Genomic DNA, 21,764 nt, shown 5'->3' on the forward strand with positions numbered 1-21,764 from the left:
CTCTCCTCGCCCGATGAAAATATGGGTCATGCCGTGCCGAGCTCGTCGTCCAGCAGGGCGAACAATTCGTCCGCGCTGGCGTCGGCCAAGTCGTCCGGTCGGGCGGCGGGCTCCTGCTCACCCGCGGCCGTCCAGGTCGCGAGCAGGGCGCGCAGCCGTCCGGTCACGCTTTCCCGGTCACCGGGATCCGGTTCCGCGGTGCGCAGCAGGGATTCCAACCGGTCCAGTTCCGCGTGCACCGAGCCGGCATCGGCCACCCCGTCCCGCGGCAGCTCGGCGCCGATGAATTCGGCCAGCGCGGCCGTATTCGGGTAGTCGAATACCACCGTCGAGGACAATCGCAATCCGCTGCGGCGGCCGAGCCGGTTGCGCAGTTCCACCGCGGTCAGCGAGTCCAGCCCGAGTTCGAGGAAGCCGCGGTCGGCGACGATCGACTCCGCCGACGGGTAGCCGAGCACGACGGCCACCTGCTCCCGCACGAAGTTCAGCAGCGCCTTGTCGCGTTCGGTTCCGTCCAGCCCGGCCAGCAGGGCGGGCAGCATGGTGCCGTCATCCGCCGTCGACCGACCCACCGCGACGGGTACGAGGTCGCGCAGCATGGCGGGCAGTTCCGCAGAACCTATGGCGCGCAACGCCGTTCGGTCGAGGCGCAGCGGCGCGAGCAGCGGCCGACCGGTGCCGAGCGCGGCATCGAACAGGGCCATACCCTCCGGTGCGGACAGCCCGGTACCGAGCCGGCCCCGGTCGCGTCCGCCGAGTTCGCCCGCCATACCGGCGCCGGACCACATGCCCCAGGCCAGCGCGGTCGTCGGCAGGCCGAGCGCCGTGCGATATTCGGCCAGCGCGTCCAGGTAGGCGTTGGCCGCCGCGTAGTTGGCCTGCCCGGGCGTGCCGAAAAGCGCTGCCGCCGAAGAGAACAGCACGAGGCGACACATCGGAAGACGCTCGGTGAGCCGGTGCAGATTGGCCGCGGCATCCACCTTCGGTCGCAGCACCGCGTCCAGCCGGTCCGGCGTGAGAGATTCCAGCACGCCGTCGTCCAGGACGCCCGCGGCGTGTATCACGGTGGTGAGCGGCTCCGGAATGCCGGACAGCAGTTCGGCCAGCGCCACTGGATCGGCGGCATCGCAGGCCGCAACGGTGACGGCCGCGCCCAACTCGGTGAGCTCCGCGGCCAGGTCGTCCGCCCCCGGTGCGTCGGGACCGCGGCGGCTGGTGAGCACCAGGTGGCGCACGCCGTGTTCGGTGACCAGGTGCCGGGCCAGGTGTGCGCCCAGCGCCCCGGTGCCGCCGGTGATGAGCGCGGCGCCGGACGGGTCGAATTCGACCGGTTGCTCGGCGGCCGGTGCGGCGACGAGCCGTGGCACGAACGAATTCCCCTGTCGCAGCGCAACTTCCGGTTCGGTGGTGGCCAGCGCGGCCGGGAGCGGCGACTCGGTGTCGAGATCCACCAGCCGGAACCGGCCCGGATGTTCCGCCTGCGCGGAGCGCACCATGCCGCGCAGCGCGGCCTGGCCGAGATCGGTGAGTTCGGCGGCGTCCCGGACGGCGACCGCCGAGCGGGTCAGCACAACCAATTCGGTTTCGGCGAGCCGGGATTCGGCGAGCCAGTCCTGTAGCAACCCGAGCAGCCGGTGCGCCGCCGCGTGTACATCCGCCGGATCCGCGCCGGTCGCGGGCGCGGGCGCGAGCACCACCTCCGGTGCGGGCGCGCCACCGTCCAGCGCGGCCCGCAGTTGCGCGAGATCGGCGTACCGATCGCAGTCGACAGCGAGATCCGCGGCGCCGAGCACGGCCGACCGACGCGACGCGGCCGCGCCGACGGGAATTTCCCGCCACTCCACTTGGAACAGCGAATTCGCGGTGACCGCACCGAAGTGATCGGCCCGCACCTGCTTGAACTGGATACCGTCCACTTCGGCCACCGGAACGCCCTGCCGGTCGGTGAGCGAGAGCCGGATGGTGTCCTCGCCCGCCGCCGAAATCCACACCCGCAGCGCGGTCGCGCCGGTCGCGAACAGCGAGACGCCCCGCCAGCTGAACGGCAGCCTGGTCACCTCGTCGGTCTCGTCGAGCAGGGACGCCGCGTGCAACGCGGCATCCAGCAGCGCCGGGTGCAAGCCGAAAGACCTTCGCTCGTCGGTGTTTTCGGCCAGCTCGACCTCGGCCAGCACGTCCGGACCGGACCGCCATGCGGCCACCAATCCCGTGAACAGCGGACCGTAGTCGAAGCCGAGATCGTGCAGCCGATCGTAGAATCCGTTGAGCGACAAGGGTTCCGCGGCGGCGGGCAGCCATCCTTCCGCCGGTCGCGCTGCTTCGGCGGGTAACGCGGTGAGCAGGCCGGTGGCGTGCCGTCGCCACGACTGGCCGTCGTCCCCGGTTCCGGTGTGGACGGTGCAGGGGCACTGTCCCGACTCGTCCGGCGCACCGACCGTGACCAGCATCGTGACCGGGGATTCGGAAATCACCAGCGGCGCTTCGATAGTCAGCTCCGCCACCGCGGGGCAGCCGACCCGGGCTCCCGCGTACAGGACGGCGTCGACGAATGCGGTGCCCGGCAGCAGCACCGTGCCGTGCACGGCGTGCTGCGCCAGCCACGGGTGGCTGGTCAGCGAGATCCGCCCGGTGAACACCGTCTCGCCGGATGCGGGCGAGCGCAACGCGGTGCGCAGCAGCGGATGGTCCACCGGCTCCTGTCCGGGCCCCGCGCCATCCGAGGCCGACACACCGGCCAACCAGTACCGCCGGTGTTGGAAGGGATAGGTCGGCAGCGGCAATTCCGGCGCGGAAGGCAGGATCCGCGTCCAATCAATCGGTCCCCCAAAGGAATACAGCCGCGCGGCGGCGGCGAGTGCCGTACGGGATTCACCATGACCGGCGCGCAAGGCGCAGACGACGGTTGTCGTATCCGCCCGCTCCGCGAGGGTGCCCGCCATCGCGCCGACAAGTGCGCCATCACCCGAGAGCTCCAGGAAGCGGGTGACACCCGACTCGGCCGCGGCCGCCACCGCATCGGCGAACCGCACCGGCTCGCGCACCTGGTTCACCCAGTAGTCGGGCGTCGCCCAATCCGCCGCGGTGGCGCCGGCCACGGTGGGCAGCACCGGTATCTCGGGCGTGGCGTAGGTCAATCCCGCGATGGCCGAAGCGAATTCGGTCGCGACCGGATCCATTCTCGGAGAGTGGAAGGCGTGGCTGACCTGGAGCAGCCGGGTTCGCCGACCGCGCTCGGCGAGTTCGGCGGCCACCCGCAGCACCGCATCGACCGAACCGGAAACCACCAGCTGGTCGGGCGCGTTCACCACCGAGACGACCACCGGATCGTCGCCGTCCGTCGCGAGCAGCGCGACCACCTCGTCCTCGGTGGCCTGTAGCGCCGCCATCGCCCCGCCCTCGGGCAGTCGCTGCATCAACCGCGCCCGCGCGGTCACCAGCACCGCGGCGTCGGACAGCGACAGCACCCCCGCCACGTGGGCCGCGGCGATCTCCCCCACCGAATGCCCGATCATGACATCGGGCACCACGCCCCAGGACTCCCACAACCGGAACAGGGCCACCTCCACCGCGAACAACGCGGGCTGGGCAAAACCGGTGCGGTTCAACAGTTCCGCGTCCTCGCCCCACATCACCTCGACCACCGGCCGCTCGGTCCACCGGTCCAGTTCGGCACATACCTCGTCGAAGGCGCGGGCGAAAACCGGGAAGGCTCCGTACATTTCGCGGCCCATGCCGAGACGCTGGCCGCCCTGGCCGCCGAACACCACGGCGGTACCGCCCTGTCGCGCGGTACCGCGGACCAGATCGTCGGAGGCGCCGTTGCCCGCCAACGTGCGGAGTCCGGCGAGCAATTCGTCTCGGGTGTCACCGAATACGACGGCGCGCTGCGGCAGCGACGCGCGACCGGACACCAGGGACCGGGCCACCTGCCACGGGTCCGCGTCGTCGTCGGTCACCTGCTTCGCCAGCCGCCCGGCCGACTCGGCCAGTGCGGCGGAATTGTGCGCGGACAGCACCCAGACCGGCGAGCGATCGATGGGAATGGTCGGCAAGTCTCGCGGTTCCGGATCGGGCGCCTGCTCCAAGATCACATGCGCATTCGTGCCGCTGATCCCGAATGCCGAAACCCCGGCCCGGCGCGGACGATCCAGCGCGGGCCACGACATTCGCTCGGTCAGCAGGCGGACCTGCCCGGCCGACCAATCCACTTGCGAGGTAGGGCGATCCAGATGCAGGGTCTGCGGGAGCTCCGCGTGCCGCAGCGCCAGCACCATCTTGATCACCCCGGCGATACCCGCCGCGGACTGCGTGTGCCCGATATTCGACTTGATCGCGCCGAGCCACAGCGGGCGATCCGCGGGCCGGTCCCGACCGTATGTCGCGAGCAAGGCCTGTGCCTCGATCGGATCGCCGAGCACGGTGCCGGTGCCGTGTGCCTCGACGGCATCCACCTCGGCCGGGCCGAGTCCGGCATTGGCCAGCGCGGCCCGGATGACCCGCTGCTGCGAGGGTCCGTTCGGCGCGGTCAACCCGTTGGAGGCGCCATCCTGGTTGATCGCCGAACCACGCAGCACCGCAAGGATTTCGTGACCGTTGCGGCGCGCGTCCGAGAGCCGCTCGACCAGCACAAGGCCGACGCCTTCGCCCCAGCCGGTGCCGTCGGCCGCGTCGGCGAACGGCTTGCACCGCCCGTCCGCGGCCAGCCCGCGCTGGCGGCTGAACTCCAGGAAGGTTTCCGGTGTGGCGAGCACCGCGACGCCGCCGGCCACGGCGAGATCGCATTCGCCGCCGCGGAGCGTCTGCGCGGCCTGATGCAGCGCCACCAGCGCGGACGAGCACGCAGTGTCCACGGTTATCGCGGGCCCTTCCAGACCGAAGGTGTAGGAGATGCGCCCGGAGATCACCGCGGTGGCGTTGCCGGTGAGGAAGTAGCCCTCCGCGCCCTCGGGGGCCTGCTGCGGATCGCCGCCGTAGTTCTGCGCCGACGCACCGATGAAAACGCCGGTTCTGCTGCCCCGCAACGATTCCGGATTGATCCCGGCGCGCTCGAACAGCTCCCACGCGACCTCGAGCAGCTGCCGCTGCTGCGGGTCCATGGCCAGTGCCTCCCGGGGTGAGATACCGAAGAGTTCGGCGTCGAACTCCGCCGCGCCGCGCAGGAAGCCGCCGGCGCGGGTGTACGTCTTGCCCGGCTTGCCCGGCCGCGGGTCGTACAACGACTCGACGTCCCAGCCACGGTCGTCGGGAAATTCGCCGATCGCGTCGGTCCCGGACGCGATGAGATCCCACAACTGTTCCGGCCCGCCGACCCCGCCCGGGAAGCGGCAGCTCATCGCGACGATCGCGATCGGTTCGTCGGCGCCGACCGCCACCTCGACCGGCGTCTGCCGCCCGTCCGGCTCGATGAGCCGCGTCTCGGCCAGCAGATGGTCGGCCAGCGCCTGCGGGGTCGGGTAGTCGAAGACGACGGTGGCGGGCAGCGCGAGCCCGGTCTCGGCGCCGAGCCGGTTGCGCATATCCACCGCCATCAGCGAATCGAAGCCGACATCCCGGAACGCACGGTCCGGCGCGATCGTCGCCGCGCCCTCGTGGCCGAGTACCGCGGCCGTATGCCTGCGGATCAGCTCGAGTACCACGCGACGACGGCCCGATACCGCCGTCCGCTCGAGCAGCGCGCGCAACGCGGATCCGTCGGCATCACGACTTCCCGCCTCGTTCAACGCTTCTCGCACACCCGGCAGCCTGTCGAGCAGCGGACGACGGCGGCCGGCGTTGAACCCGGCGGCGAAGCGCGGCCAGTCGACATCGGCCACGACGAGCGCGGTTTCGTCCAAACGCACCGCGCGGGCCAGTGCGCCCGCGGCCAGTTGCGCATCCATAGGGCGCAGGCCGATCCGGCGGAGTTCGTCGATGCCGTCCGCCGCCGCGAGGCCGCTGTCGCTCGCCCAGAGACCCCACGCGATCGAGGTGGCCCGCAACCCGCGCGCCCGCCTGCGTTCGGCCAACGCGTCCAGGTGCGCGTTCGCCGCGGCATAGGCGCCCTGCCGCACACCACCCCATACGCCGGCGCCGGAAGAGAAGAGCACGAAGGCGTCCAGGTCGGTCTCGGCCAATAGCGCGTCGAGATTGTCCGCGCCGCGGACTTTGGCCGAGAACACCTCGGATAGTTCGGCCACACCCAATGTCGCCAATTCGCCCGGGGTTCCGATACCGGCGGTGTGCAGCACGGCGCTGAGCGGGCGGTCCGCGGGCACCGCGGCGAGGACGCGGGCCACCGCGTCCCGGTCGGCCACATCGCATGCGGCGAACGTGACGTCCGTACCCGATTCGGCCAGCTCGGCGGCCAGTTCTCGGGCGCCCGGCGCATCGGCGCCGCGTCGGCTGGTCAACAGCAGGTGCTCGGCGCCGGCCGCGGCCAGCCACCGTGCGATATGCCCGGCGACCGCACCGGTGCCGCCGGTGATCAGGACGGTGCCCCGCGGCCGCCACGGCTCGGCACTCGCAGGTTCCGGAGCAGGCACCAGGCGGCGTCGATAGCCGCCGCTCGAGCGGATCGCCAGCTGATCCTCCGCGTCGATTCCGGCCAGCGCCGCGGCCAGCCATCCCGCGGACCGCTCGTTCAGCCGCTCCGGCAGATCGACCAGTCCGCCCCAGCGCTGCGGATGCTCCAGACCGACCACCCGGCCGAGACCCCAGAGTTGAGCCTGCCGCGGGTCCGGTGCGGCATCCGATCGGCCGATCGTCACCGCGTTCCGAGTCGCGATCCACAGCGGACACTGCTGCCCGTGCGCACCGAGCGCACGCACCAGATCCACCGTGCCGACGATTCCGGCGCCGACCGCACCGTGCTCCGGATGCGACCGCTCGTCCATGGCGAGCAGGGAAAGCACACCGGTGAATCGGGTGCTCGCGACCGTGGCCAGCCGCTCGGTGAGATCATCTGCGAGCGCGTCGATTTCGATCAGCACCACGCCGGCGCCGTGCGCGGCGATGGCGTCCACCACGTCGAGCGCACACCCGGCGGGATGGACCACCAGCCAGATACCCGTCAGCTCACCGTCCGGGAGCTGCACCGGTTGCCAGTCGACGCGGTGCCGCCAGGCGTCCAGCGTGGATCGCTCCCTACGCTCCCGACGCCATCGGGCGAGGGAGGGCAGCACGGCGTGCCAGGAATCGCGCTGCTCGTCGGCGGCGGGAACGGTGGCCGACAGTGCATTCCAGTCCGCATGCTCGACGGCGGTCCAGAATTCGGTTTCCTGTTGATCGGATGTACCGGACGACGCGACCGGTGCCGCGTCGACCCAGTAGCGGCGGCGGTCGAAGGCGTAGGTCGGCAGGGTTTTCGGACTTACCGGTTCTGCTTGGGGGACAAGGGTATTCCAGTGCACGGGGAAGCCGTGGGTCCAGGCCTGCGCTGCCGCTCGGAGAAAACCCTTGGCGCTGTGCTGATCTCGACGGAGGGTTTCGATTGCCACACCGGCGATTTGCTCGGCCTCGAAGGTGTCGATGATCGCGGTGGTGAGCACCGGGTGCGGGGTGATCTCCATGAAACGGGTGAAACCCTCGCTCACCAGCGAGTGGACAGCGTCGTGGAATCGGACTGTGGATCGGAGGTTGTCCACCCAGTAGGCGGCATCGAGGTCCTGGCCGGTTACCCAATCACCAGTGACCGTTGACAGCATGGGGATTCGACCCGCATCACCGGTTGTTCCGGCGAGATCGGTGAGTAGCCGGTCCCGGATCGTACCCACCTGCGGAGAATGCGAGGCATAATCCACCGGGAGCCAGCGAGTCCGCAGACCATCAGCCTCAGCCGCAATCACCAACTCGGCCAAGGCATCTCGATCTCCCGAGACCACCGTCGCACCGGGGCCGTTGACCACTGCCACCGCCACCCGATCCGACCACGCTGTCATGAGTTCCTGCACACGCTGTGCCCCGGCCGCGATCGACACCATGCCGCCACGGTTCGACAACTCCTCGGCGATCACCCGGCTCCGCGCTACGACCAACCAGAACGCATCCCGCAGCGTGAGTATCCCTGCCACATGTGCTGCGGCGATCTCGCCCTGCGAATGCCCCACCACTGCATCAGGATTCACACCTATGGCTTGCCAGGTTCGCGCCAAACCGACCATCACCGCGAACAGCACCGGCTGCACCACGTCGACCCGACCCAGCATCGCCTCGTCAGCCAAAGCCTCCGAGACGGTTACGCCGCGCCACTCCCGCAGCAACTCATCGCACTCGGCGATCGTGTCGGCGAATACCGGACAGGTCTCGAGCAGCTCACGACCCATCCCGGTCCACTGGCTACCCTGACCCGCGAACACCCACACCACACGACCCGACACCACCGAACCCGACACCGGCTCGGCCAACACCGAATCCACCTCATCGGCAACCGAATCACCATCGACGGGAACCAAAGCCACCGCACGCGAATCCAACTCGGCACGACGCAACAGAGCCCGCGCCACCGCGGCCGTATCCAATCCGTCTTGTTCGGCACTCCATCCAGACAGCACCGCCAACTGACCCCGCAACGCCGCCGCACCACGAGCCGACACCGGCCACGGCACCACCGACACCTGCACGACCGGCTCGACCGCATCCGACGATTCCGTCTCCGGTTCGGGAGCCTCTTCCACGATCACGTGCGCATTCGTGCCGCTGACCCCGAACGACGAAATACCCGCCCGCCGTGGATGATCCGCCTCCGGCCACGGCCGCGCCTCGGTCAGCAGTGACACCGCACCGGCCGACCAATCCACATGCGAGGACGGCGTAGTCACGTTCAGCGTCTTCGGCAGCACCCCGTGCCGCATCGCCTCGACCATTTTGATAATGCCGCCCACACCGGCCGCCGCCTGAGCATGCCCGATATTGGACTTCAACGACCCCAACCACAACGGCCGATCCGCATCCCGACCCTGCCCATACGTCGCCAACAGCGCCTGAGCCTCGATCGGATCACCCAAAGACGTTCCGGTGCCGTGCCCTTCGACCGCATCCACATCGGACGGACCAAGACCAGCCGACGCCAACGCCGCCCGGATCACCCGCTGCTGCGACGGACCATTCGGCGCGGTCAAACCGCTGCTCGCACCGTCCTGATTCACCGCCGACCCGCGCACCACCGCGACGACCGGGTGGCCGTGCTCGCGCGCATCCGACAACCGCTCCACCAACAGCAACCCGACACCCTCGGCCCACGCGGTACCGTCGGCATCGTCGGAATAGGACTTGCACCGGCCATCGGGCGACAACCCGCGCTGCCGGGAGAATTCGACGAACGTATCGGGAGTGGACATCACGGTGGCCCCACCGGCCAAAGCCAGATCGCACTCACCATTGCGCAACGCCTGCACGGCCAAATGCAACGCCACCAGCGATGACGAACACGCCGTATCGACCGTGACCGCCGGACCCTCCAAACCGAACACATAGGAAATCCGGCCCGAAGCCACACTCCCCGCACTGCCGCTGCCCAGATAACCCTCGAATTCACGCAGCGAATCGGCGCGCGAGTCGAGCCGGGAACCGTAATCGTTGTACATCAGCCCCGCGAATACGCCGGTCCGGCTGCCCCGCAGCGAGGTCGGATCCAATCCGGCCCGCTCGAATACCTCCCACGCCGTCTCCAGCAGCAGTCGCTGCTGCGGATCGACGGTCAGCGCCTCCTTCGGCGCGATACCGAACAGATCGGCGTCGAACTCCGCCGCGTCGTGTAGGAAGCCGCCCTCGCGCACATACGACGTGCCGTACCGCTCCGGATCCGGATCGTACAGTCCGTCGATATCCCAGCCCCGGTCGCCGGGGAATCCGGAGATGGCGTCGCGCCCCTCGGAAACCAACCGCCACAGATCTTCCGGAGAGGCCACCCCACCCGGATACCGGCAGCCCATCGCAACGATGGCGATCGGTTCGGTGCTCCTGGCCTCTATATCGCGGAGGCGCTGCCTGGTCTTGTGCAGGTCGGCCGATACACGCTTGAGGTAGTCACGGAGCTTGTCCTCGGTCTGCATGAAGGCAACCTCTTCGAAATTCGGGCTACGACGGAATATTTCGCTATCTGTTGAACCGGCCGCCTGATATGCCGATGATTGATCGACGCATGAGCCGGCTCACCTGGATCGACGTTATTTGCGTCGTATGTATCGGAACAACCCCTAGCCGCCCCTAAGCTCGACCTGCGATACTCGGCGGCTATATTCGGCCGAATTACGCGATCGGCCGGCGCCTATTATCGAAATTGATCGATCACAGGCACCGGCCGACTGATCTTCCGGAATTATTTGACGATAATCCGGATGCGATATTCGAGACCGATTCGGACCGGGCTCATGAAACGCCGAGCTCATTATCGATGAAATCGAACATTTCATTGTCGCTCGCGGATTGCAGTCGCTCCGCGACGTCCGCGGATTCGGCGTCGCCGTCCACCGCCGTCAATATCTCGCGCAATTTCGCCGCGAGCCGGGCCCGCTGCGCCTGATCCGAATCGGTGGCCACCAGCAGCGCGGCCAGCCGGTCGAGTTCCGCCTCGGCCGATGTGGCCGACGCTGCGCCGCCGCCTAGTCGCTCGTCGAGGTACGCGACCAGGGTCGCCGCGTCCGGGTAGTCGAACATCAGGGTGGCGGGCAGCCGCAAACCCAGCGCCCGGCTCAACCGATTGCGCAGGTCGACCGCGGTGAGGGAGTCGAAACCGAGTTCCAGGAATCCGCGATCCGGAGATATCGAATCCGGCCGGTCGTGTCCGAGCACCGTGGCCACCTGTCGGCGGACGAACTGCTCCAGCGCCTGCGTCCGATCGGGCCCGGTGAGCCCGGCCAGCCTGCTCCGCATATCGGTGGTCTTCGACTCGGTCCCGGAACGTGCGCCGACCCGGATGATCCCTCGGTAGAGCGGCGAGATCTCCGCCGCGTCCTGCGCCCGCAGTCCCGCCAGATCGAACCGGGCGGCGACGACGGTCGCCAGCCCGGCCTCGACCGCGGCGTCGAAAAGGGCCAGACCCTCCTCCGCCGACAGCGGCTCGACCCCCGACCTGCGCAACCGGCGAACGTCCCGATCGTCCAGGTGACCGGTCATGCCGCCACGGTCGCGCCAGAAACCCCACGCGATCGAGATCACGGGCCTGCCCGCCGACCGGCACTGCTGCGCGTATCCGTCGAGGAATCCGTTCGCCGCCGCGTAATTCGCCTGGCCTGGCGCACCGAAAACCGCTGCGAGCGAGGAGAATACGATCATCGGCACGGTGACGGGCAGCGCGGCGTGCAGGTTGGCCATGCCGTCGGCCTTCGGCCGGAAGGCGACCGCGAGCCGTTGCGGGTTCAGCTCGGTGACCAGTCCGTCGGCCAGCGCACCCGCGGCATGGACGACTCCGCTGAACCGGTACCGCCCGGCCAACTCGTCGACCGCCGCCGGGTCGCCGATATCGCAGGCCACCACGTCCACCTCGGCACCCGATGCGGTCAGTTCGGCCGCGAGTTCCGCGGCGCCGCCGGTGGCCGGACCCGATCGGCCGGTCAGCACCAGCCGACGGACGCCGTGCCGCACCACGAGATGCCGGGCGAGCACCGAGCCGATGGCGCCGAGCCCGCCGGTAATCAGCACCCAACCGGTGTCGTCGGCGGGGAACGGCAGCGGCGTCGCGGCCGCCCTCGGCACCCTGGCCAGTCGCCGCACCCACGATTTCCCGTCGCGCAGCAGCACTTCGGCCTCGGCGACGGCGAGCGTCCGCGGCAGCGGCGCGGTATCGGCCTGCCCGAGCACCACCAGCCCGAACCGGTCCGGGTGCTCCGCCTGCGCGGCACGGACCAGGCCGCGCACCGCACTCGCCGTCGCGCCGTCCTCGTCGACAAGGAAGACGAGCCGGGAGTCCTGCCGTGCGCGTTCGCCGAGCCACCACTGCACCGTCCGCAGCACCGAACCGACGGCTTCCGTATCGGTGGGCGCTCGCAGGACCACGTGCTCGAATGCTTCGGTCGCCACATCGAATGCGGCCCGATCCGGATACGGTGTCGCACCGGGCAAGATGTGCGGGTCGCCGATCACGGCCATCGCGCCGGGAGCGGCCGCCGGGAGATCCACCGGCTGCCACTCGACGCGGAACAGGGATTCGTAGTTGCCGTGCGCACCGATCTCATCCGGGCGCACCGCCCGCAGCGTCACCGAATCCACGGTGAACACCGGGTGGTTGTATTCGTCTGTCGCGGTGATGGATACCGCGTCGGTGCCCGCCCGGCTGATCCGGCAACGCAGGTTGGTTGCCCGAGTCGCGTTCAGCCGCACACCATTCCAGGCGAACGGTAGGTACGCCCGGGCCGGGTCGGCGGTGAAATCACCGAAGGCTATGCCGTGCAATACCGCATCCAGCAGAGCTGGATGAGCGACGAACCCAGTCACCTCGACGCCCTCGGGTAGTCCGACCTCGACCCAGACCTGGTCGTCGTGCCGCCAGGCGGCTCGCACGCCCTGGAAGACCGGACCGTATTCCAGACCCGCAACGGCCAAACCGTCATACAAGCCAACGGCATCCACCGCCTCGGCTTCCGACGGCAGCCACTGCTCCCAGGTGGTGTCGACACCATCGGTGATGCCGGTCGCGGTCGCAGTGGTCAAGATGCCGGTGGCGTGGGTGGTCCAATCACTGTCATCACCGGCAGCACGAGTGTGTATCGCCACCACAGCGGAGCCGGCTTCGATCAATTCGGCCTCGGCCGTGGTGGATTCGGCTGGGTCCTGGCCGATGACGACCCGGACGTCCAACGGCGCGTCGGCGGGAACGATCACGGGGAGCTGTAACGTCAACTCCGACAACACATTCCAACCCAGCTGCCCGGCCGCGGTCATTACCCATTCGAGCAAACCGGTACCGGGGACCACCACCGACCCGGCCACCGCATGATCCGACCACCACGACTGCCTGGCCAGGTGCAACTGCCCGGTCAACACCGTAACCGCCATCGCACCAGGCACTTCCACTACCGCACCCAATACCGGATGGGTCAACATCTGCTGTCCGACCTGACGAACATCGCCGCCGATACTCCCCCGCTGCACCCAGTAACGGCGGCGGTCGAAAGCGTACGTCGGCAGGGTTTCCGGACTTGCCGGTTCTGCTTCGGGACAAGGGCTTCCCAGCGCACCGGTAGACCGTGTGTCCATGCTTGCGCCGCCGATCGCACGAAGCTCACGGAGCTGTCCTGGTCACGGCGCAGGGTCTCCAATGCCACCCCTTGAAGTTGTCCATTCTCGAGGGTCTCGATGATCGCGGTGGTGAGCACCGGGTGCGGCGTGATCTCCATGAAACGGGTGAAGCCCTGCTGCGCCAACGTCTCAACGGCTTCCTGGAACCGGACCGTGGATCGGAGGTTGTCCACCCAGTAAGCGGCATCCAGCTTCGCACCGGTCACCCAATCACCGGTGACCGTCGACCACATCGGGATTCGACCCGCATCACCGGTTGTTCCGGCGAGATCCGTGAGTAGCCGGTCCCGGACCGTATCCACCTGCGGAGAATGCGAGGCATAATCGACCGGGAGCCAGCGAGCCCGCAGACCTTCGGCCTCAGCAGCAATCACCAACTCCGCCAAGGCATCCCGATCTCCCGAGACCACCGTGGCACCGGGGCCGTTGACCACCGCCACCGCCACACAATTCGACCACCGTGCTGTCAGATCCTGCACACGCTGCGCCCCCGCCGCGATCGATACCATGCCACCACGGTTCGACAACTCCTCCGCGATTACCCGGCTCCGCGCAACCACCAACCAGAACGCATCCCGCAAACTCAACATCCCCGCGACGTGCGCCGCGGCGATCTCACCCTGCGAATGCCCCACCACCACATCCGGATTCACACCGATGGCCTGCCACGTTCGTGCCAAACCGACCATCACCGCGAAGAGCACCGGCTGTACTACATCGACCCGACCCAGCAACGCGTCGTCGGTCAGCGCCTCCGAGACGGTCACGCCCCGCCACTCCCGCAGCAACTCATCGCACTCGGCGATCGTGTCGGCGAACACGGAGCATGTCTCGAGCAGCTCACGACCCATCCCGGTCCACTGACTCCCCTGACCCGCGAACACCCACACCACACGACCCGACACCACCGAACCCGACACCGGCTCAGCAAAGGCCGACCGGTCCATCTCGCTGGAAGCCAAAACCACCGCGCGCGAATCCAACTCGGCACGACGCAGCAACGCCCGCGCCACCGCGGCTGCATCCAATCCGTCATGTTCAGCACTCCACTGCGACAACGCAGCCAACTGACCCCGCAATGCCGCCTCGCCACGAGCCGACAGCGGCCACGGCACCACTGACGACCGCACCGACACGCCGGGCTCCCGCACCGGCACCGGCTCCACTTCGGGGGCCTGTTCCACGATCACGTGCGCATTCGTGCCACTCATCCCGAACGACGAAATGCCCGCTCGCCGTGGTTGATCCGTCTCCGGCCACGGCCGTGCCTCGGTCAACAACGACACCGCACCGGCCGACCAATCCACATGCGAGGACGGCGAATCCACATGCAACGTCTTCGGCAACACCCCAAACCGCATCGCCTGCACCATCTTGATAATGCCGCCCACACCCGCCGCCGCCTGAGCATGCCCGATATTCGACTTCAACGACCCCAACCACAACGGCCGATCCGCATCCCGACCTTGCCCATACGTCGCCAGCAACGCTTGCGCCTCGATCGGATCACCCAAAGACGTTCCGGTGCCATGCCCTTCGACCGCATCCACCTCCGACGCCGCCAAACCGGCCGACGCCAACGCCGCCCGGATCACCCGCTGCTGCGACGGACCATTCGGCGCGGTCAAACCATTCGACGCACCATCCTGATTCACCGCCGAACCACGCACCACCGCGACAACCGGGTGACCCTGCTCGCGCGCATCGGACAACCGCTCCACCAACAGCAACCCGACACCCTCGGCCCACGCGGTACCATCCGCCGCCTCCGCGAACGCTTTGCATCGTCCATCGGGCGACAACCCGCGCTGCCGCGAAAAGTCCACGAACGTATCGGGAGTCGCCATCACCGTGGCCCCACCGGCCAAAGCCAGATCGCACTCACCATTGCGCAACGCCTGCACAGCCAAATGCAACGCCACCAGCGACGACGAACACGCCGTATCGACCGTGACCGCCGGACCCTCCAAACCGAACACATAGGAAATCCGGCCCGAAGCCACACTTCCCGACGTCCCGGTACTCGAATAACCGTCCAGGTGCTCCGGCATTTCACCGGAGCCGCTGAGATAGTCGCTGCTCATCACCCCGGCGAAGACGCCGGTTCGACTGCCCCGCAACGAAGTCGGATCCAACCCGGCCCGCTCGAACACCTCCCACGCCGTCTCCAGCAGCAACCGCTGCTGCGGATCCATCGCCAGCGCCTCACGCGGTGAAATGCCGAACAGTTCCGGATCGAACGACGCGGCATCGTGCAGGAAGCCGCCCTGCCGCACATAGCTGGTGCCCGCGTGTTCCGGATCGGGATCGTACAGCGCCGCCACATCCCAACCACGATCGGCCGGGAAGGCGGATATACCGTCGCGGCCCTCGAATACCAACTGCCACAAGTCTTCTGGCGAGTCGACCCCGCCAGGATAGCGGCAGCTCATCGCCACGATGGCGATCGGCTCACCCGCGTCGACCGCCACCGAGCGGCCGTTCGGCGTGGTGGGCTCGGCCGCGCCGAACAGTTCCGCCGCCAAGTATTCGGCCAGCGCGGCGATCGTCGGATAGTCGAAGGTCATCGTCGGCGACAGCCGCATGCCGGTGGCGGCCTGCAGCCGGTTTCGCAGTTCCACCGCCGTCAACGAGTCGAAACCCACCTCGCTGAACGGGCGGTGCGGCTCCAGCGCGGCGGTATCGACATGTCCGAGCACGGCCGCGGCCTGCGCGCACACCAGCTCCACCAGCCTGGACCGGCGCTCGTCGACCGACAGCACGGCCAACTGGTCACGCAGCGAACCACCGGCCGGGACGGCCGAGGCAATGCGCCGCGCCGGGCGGTTCAGCAGGCCGCGCAGCACCGGCGGCATGCCGGCGACACCACTGTGCGCCTGCCAGGCCGCCAGATCCAATCGCATTGGCGCCAGCGATGATTCGGCCAGTCCGGCCGCGGCGTCGAACAGCGCCAGACCCTCGGCGATGGACAGCGCCGGGGTGCCGGAGCTCGCCATCCGGGCACGGGTCGCCTCGTCCAGGCGCGCGGCCATGCCGCCGCCGTCCCACGGGCCCCAGGCCAGCGACCGCGCGGGCAGACCGGCGTGCCCGCGCTGGATCGCGAGCGCGTCCAGCACGCTGTTGGCCGCGGCATAGTTGGCCTGGCCCGGATTGCCGAGCACGCCCGCGGCCGAGGAGAACAGGACGAATTCGGCGAGGTCCGCGCCCGCGGTCAACTCGTGCAGATGCAGTGCGCCAAGCACTTTCGGCCGCAGCACCACCGCCAACCGCTCCGGCGTCAACGCCTCGACCACACCGTCGTCCAGCACGCCCGCCGCGTGCACCACCGCGGTCAACGGGTGCGCCGCCGGGATATCGGCCAGCACCTCGGCCAATGCCGCCCGGTCCGCCACATCACACGCCACGATCGATACCTCGGCGCCGGAATCGGCCAGGCGCGTCCGCAATTCCGCCGCCCCGTCGGCCGCCGGACCGCGGGCACCGATCAGCAGTAGATGACGCATACCGCGCTCGGTCACCAGATGCTCGGCCAGTTCCCGGCCCAGCCCGCCGGTGCCGCCGGTGATCAACACCGTGCCGTCCGGATTCGGCTCGGTCGGCACGGTCAGCACATTCTTGCCGATATGCCTTGCCTGACTTACGAATCGGAAGGCATCCTTCGCCTTACGCACATCCCAGCCGGTCACCGGCAAGGGGGTGAGCACGCCGCGCCGGAACAGCTCGACCAGTTCGGTCAGCATCGCGCCGATGCGGTCGGATCCGGCCTCGTTCAAGTCGAATGGCAGGTATTCCGCGGCGATTTCGTCCGGATCGCGCAGATCGGTCTTGCCCATCTCGGCGAAGCGCGCTCCGGGAGCGAGCAGCCGCAGCGAGGCGTCGATGAATTCGTCGGCCAGGGAATTGAGCACCACGTCGAATCCGGCGCCGCCGGTCGCCGCGCGGAAGGCGTCCGCGAAGTCCAGGGTGCGGGATGAGGCCAAATGTGTTTCGTCGTAGCCGAATTCGCGCAATGCCTGCCACTTCGCCGGGCTGGCGGTGCCGAACACCTCGGCCCCCAGATGCGCGGCGATCTGCCCGGCCGCCATACCGACACCACCGGCGGCCGCATGGATCAGCACCCGCTCGCCGGAGCCGAGCCGGGCAATGTCCACCAATCCGTAGTAGGCGGTGAGGAATACCACGGGCACGGAGGCCGCCGTGGCGAACGACCAGCCCTCGGGCATCCGCGCCACGGTCCGCTGGTCGGCGATCGCAACCGGTCCGAAAGCGCCCGACAGCAGACCGAAAACCCTGTCGCCGGGCCGGAATCCGGTGACGCCCGGACCGACCTCCAGCACGACGCCCGCACCTTCGCCGCCGAGATCGATATCGCCCGGGTACATGCCGAGCGCCATCAGCACATCCCGGAAGTTCAGCCCGGCCGCGCGGACCGCCACCCGGAGCTGTCCCTCCGTCAGCGGTGCCGAAACCTCCGGCGCGGCAACGAGTTCCAGCGAATCAATGGTGCCGGGTGTGCGGACGTCCAGCCGCCACGCTCGCGCACCCGCCGGGACGGTGAGATCGGACCTGTCCGGGGTGGACAGCGCGGGAATCCACGGCCGACCGGCGCGCAGCATCACTTGCGGCTCGCCGGTGCCCGATGCGGCGAGCAGGTCCGCTTCCGTGGTCGCCGCGTCGATATCGGCCAGCACGAACCGGTTCGGATGCTCGGCCTGGGCCACCCGCACCAGGCCCCACACGGCGGCGTGGCCGAGATCGGTCACCGTCTCGCCGGGCTGACCGGCGACGCCGCCCCGGGTGACCACGACGAGTTTCGCGTCCTGGCGGTCGGCTGCCAACCAGGCCTGCACCCGGGCGAGTACCCGTTCGGTGCACTCCTGGACCGTCGCTCCCGTCGGCGCCTCGAAAAGCTCTGGCGCGGACGCGGATTCGGTGGACTTCTGCTGCCGCAGCGGCCGCCATGCGGTCCGGTACAGCCAGTCGGTGCGGGTGTCCAGGGCGCCCGCGGGCAGTTCGCGCACGGTCAGCGACTCCACCGCCGCGACCGGCCGGCCCGCCCGGTCCGTCACCAGCACCGATGTTTCGCGTTCGCCGATCCGGCGCAGCCGCACCCGCAGCGCGGTGGCACCGGTGGCGTAGAGGGTGTAGCCGGACCAGGCGAACGGGACGAGGGTGCCGGTGTCCTGATCATCCGTCGTGGTGAGCGCGTGCAGCGCCGCGTCCAGCAAAGCGGGATGCACGCCGAAACCGTTGGCATCGGCCGTATCCGGGAGCTCGACCTCGGCATAGACGTCCGCACCGGCGCGCCACGCCGCCGTCAGTCCACGAAAACTCGGCCCGTACGCCAAGCCTCGCGCGGCCAGCGCCGGGTACAGATCCGTCACATCGAGTGCCTCCGCACCGCGCGGCGGCCACTCGACCAGGCCCTCCGGCTCGCCGCCGTCCACCGGACCCAGCAGGCCGGTGGCATGACGCACCCACTCCCGATCCCGACCGTCATCGGACCGCGAGTACACACCCAGCGAACGCCGCTGCCCCGCATCGGCCGCACCCACCACCAACTGCACCTGTCGCGCGCCCGTGCCCAACAGCAGCGGCAGCTCCAAGGTCAGTTCCTCGACCCGTCCAGCGCCGACGTGATCCCCCGCATGCTGGGCCAATTCGACAAAGGCGGTCCCCGGCAACAAGACGACACCGCTGACCGCATGATCGGCCAACCAGGCATGCTTACCCACCGACAACCTGCCCGTCAACACCAACCCGTCGGCTTCCGCCAAGGCCACCACCGCACCGAGCAACGGATGCTCGGCACGTCCCAGACCGGCGGCAGTCAGATCGGGCTCACGATGATCGGACCGCATCCAATAGTGCTGATGCTGGAAGGCATACGTCGGCAGATCCACGGTCGGTATCCCGTTGTCCCCGATAACCACTGACATATCGATCTCGACACCATCGGCCCACAACGCCGCGGCCGCCGACACCGCCGACAGGACCTCACCCCGGTCTGCCCGCAGCACCGGCACCAACACCGGCTCCGCATTCGAAACGCTATCCGCGGCAAGCGCACTCAACACCGCATCCGGGCCGAGCTCGACAAACCTTGTGACATCGAGGCTCTCGGCCGCCCGCACCGCATCGGCGAACCGCACCGACTCCCGCACCTGCCCCACCCAATAACCGGGATCGGTCACATCGGCCGACGCATCACCGGTCACGGTGGACACGAACGGAATCCGTGGCTCAGCGAACCTCAACGACTCGGCCGCCTCGGCGAACGACTCCAGCATCGGCTCCATCCGCGCCGAGTGGAACGCATGACTCACCGCAAGAGCCTTGATCCGGCGACCTTGTTCGGCGAACACACCGGCGACCCGATGCACCGGCTCCTCATCGCCGGAAATGACCACCGCCGCAGGCCCATTCACCGCGGCCAGCGACACACCCGCCTCCAACAGCGGCAGCACTTCGGCCTCGGCGGCTTGAATCGCCACCATCGCCCCACCCTCAGGAAGCCGCTGCATCAACCGGCCCCGCGCAGCAACCAAAGTCACCGCATCCGACAACGACAACGCACCCGCCACATGTGCCGCGGCCAGCTCACCGATGGAGTGACCGATCACCACATCCACCGGCACACCCCACGAACGCACCAGCTCGAACAGCGCCACCTCGACCGCGAAGATCGCGCATTGCGCAAACTCCGTACGGCCCAATGCTTCTGGGTCGGAATCGATCACCTCCCGTAAGGGACGGTCCAGATGCTTGTCGAACTCGGCGCACACCTCACCGAATGCCTGGGCGAAAACCGGGAATGCCTCGGCGAGTTCCCGACCCATCCCCACACGCTGACTACCCTGGCCGGTGAATAGGAACGCCAGCTTGCCGTCAGAGCCGATCGGGCGGGCGGTGACCTTACCGTCGGCCAGTGCCGCGACGCCCTCGACCAACTGTGCCGTGTTGCCGACTACCGCTGCGCGCCAGCCGAATGCCGTGCGTGTTGTCGCCAATGACCGCGCCACCCGCGCCGGTGACGCATCGGGATGTGCTGCCAGCCAATCCGACAACCGTTGCGCCTGTGCCGCCACCGCGGTTGTGGAGCGACCCGATAACAACCACGGCAGAACCCGATCGCCATCCGCGACCGGCTCGGCAACCGGCTCCGGGTCGGGCGCCTGCTCCAAGATCACGTGCGCGTTCGTGCCACTGATCCCGAACGACGAAATACCCACTCGCCGTGGACGATCCGTCTCCGGCCACGCCAGCGCCTCGGTCAACAACGACACCGCACCCGACGACCAATCCACATGCGAGGACGGCGAATCCACGTGCAACGTCGGCGGCAACATTCCATGTCGCATCGCCTGAACCATCTTGATCACACCGCCGACACCCGCCGCCGCCTGGGTGTGGCCGATATTGGATTTCAGCGATCCCAGCCACAATGGCCGATCCACATCCCGACCCTGCCCATAAGTCGCCAGCAACGCTTGCGCCTCGATCGGATCACCCAAAGACGTTCCGGTGCCATGCCCTTCGACCGCATCCACCTCCGACGCCGCCAGACCAGCGGCAGCCAACGCCGCCCGAATCACCCGCTGCTGCGACGGACCATTCGGCGCGGTCAAACCATTCGACGCACCATCCTGATTCACCGCCGAACCACGCACCACCGCCAACACCCGATGACCGTTGCGCCGCGCCGCCGACAACCGTTCCACCAGCAGCACACCGGCGCCCTCGGCCCATGCCGTACCGTCGGCGGCCTCCGCGAACGCCTTGCACCGGCCGTCCGCCGCCAACCCGCGCTGTCGCGAAAAGTCCACGAACCCAGACGCATTCGCCAGCACGGTCGCACCGCCGACCAAGGCCAGCTCGCATTCGCCGTTGCGCAGCGACTGCGCCGCCAGATGCAATGCCACCAGCGATGACGAACACGCGGTATCCACCGATACCGCGGGCCCGACCAGGCCGAGGGTGTATGCGATGCGGCCCGATGCGACGCTGGGCACGTTGCCGCTGAACAGATACGGCTCGAGATCGGATGGGACATGCGCTCCCGAGACCGAGTATTCGTTCGGGATGACGCCGACGAATACGCCGGTTGCGCTGCCGCGCAAGGTTTCCGGGTCGATGCCCGCCCGTTCCAGTGCCTCCCACGAGGTCTCCAGCAGCAGCCGCTGCTGCGGATCCATCGCCAAGGCCTCCCGGGGCGAGATGCCGAAGAACTCCGCGTCGAATCCGCCGACCGCGTCGACGAATCCGCCGAATCTGGTGTAGCTCTTACCCGGTTTGCCCGGCTCCGGATCGTACAGCGAGTCGATATCCCAGCCGCGGTCGTCCGGGAACTCGCCGATCGCATCGGTTCCGGATGCGACCAACTGCCACAGATCCTCCGGCGAGCGAACATCGCCGGGGAACCGGCAGCTCATCCCGATGATCGCGATCGGTTCGCCGACGGTCTCGGTCAGCCGACGGTTCTCGATGCGCAGGCGCTCGGTCTCCTTCAGTGAAGCACGCAGCGCGGCAACGATTTTGTCGGTGTTCTCGGT

Annotated in this window: 2 protein-coding genes and 1 pseudogene; all 3 read right to left on the minus strand. The window is 68.6% G+C overall.

Translation table 11 applies throughout. From position 1 onward, the window contains the following. Positions 1-26 precede the first annotated feature (26 nt). Positions 27-10,028: a type I polyketide synthase gene (locus F5544_RS32270; RefSeq protein ID WP_167476678.1), complete on the minus strand. Its 10,002-nt coding sequence runs from the start codon at positions 10,026-10,028 to the stop codon at positions 27-29. Positions 10,029-10,344: 316 nt separating this feature from the next. Beyond that, the gene (locus F5544_RS47165; protein WP_428847084.1) at positions 10,345-13,170 is read right to left on the minus strand and encodes a type I polyketide synthase; all 2,826 of its coding nucleotides are present in this window, start codon (positions 13,168-13,170) and stop codon (positions 10,345-10,347) included. 2 nt (positions 13,171-13,172) lie between these two features. Beyond that, positions 13,173-21,743 (minus strand): annotated as a pseudogene (locus F5544_RS32275) (SDR family NAD(P)-dependent oxidoreductase); the annotation flags it as partial. Positions 21,744-21,764 lie beyond the last annotated feature (21 nt).

It is taken from the genome of Nocardia arthritidis (assembly GCF_011801145.1).
GTDB classification, from domain to species: Bacteria; Actinomycetota; Actinomycetes; order Mycobacteriales; family Mycobacteriaceae; genus Nocardia; species Nocardia arthritidis_A.

Coding starts and splice junctions, on each gene's coding strand:
- F5544_RS32270 (WP_167476678.1), bottom strand. CDS start 10,028: ATGCAGACCGAGGACAAGCTCCGTGACTACCTCAAGCGTGTATCGGCC.
- F5544_RS47165 (WP_428847084.1), bottom strand. CDS start 13,170: ATGGACACACGGTCTACCGGTGCGCTGGGAAGCCCTTGTCCCGAAGCA.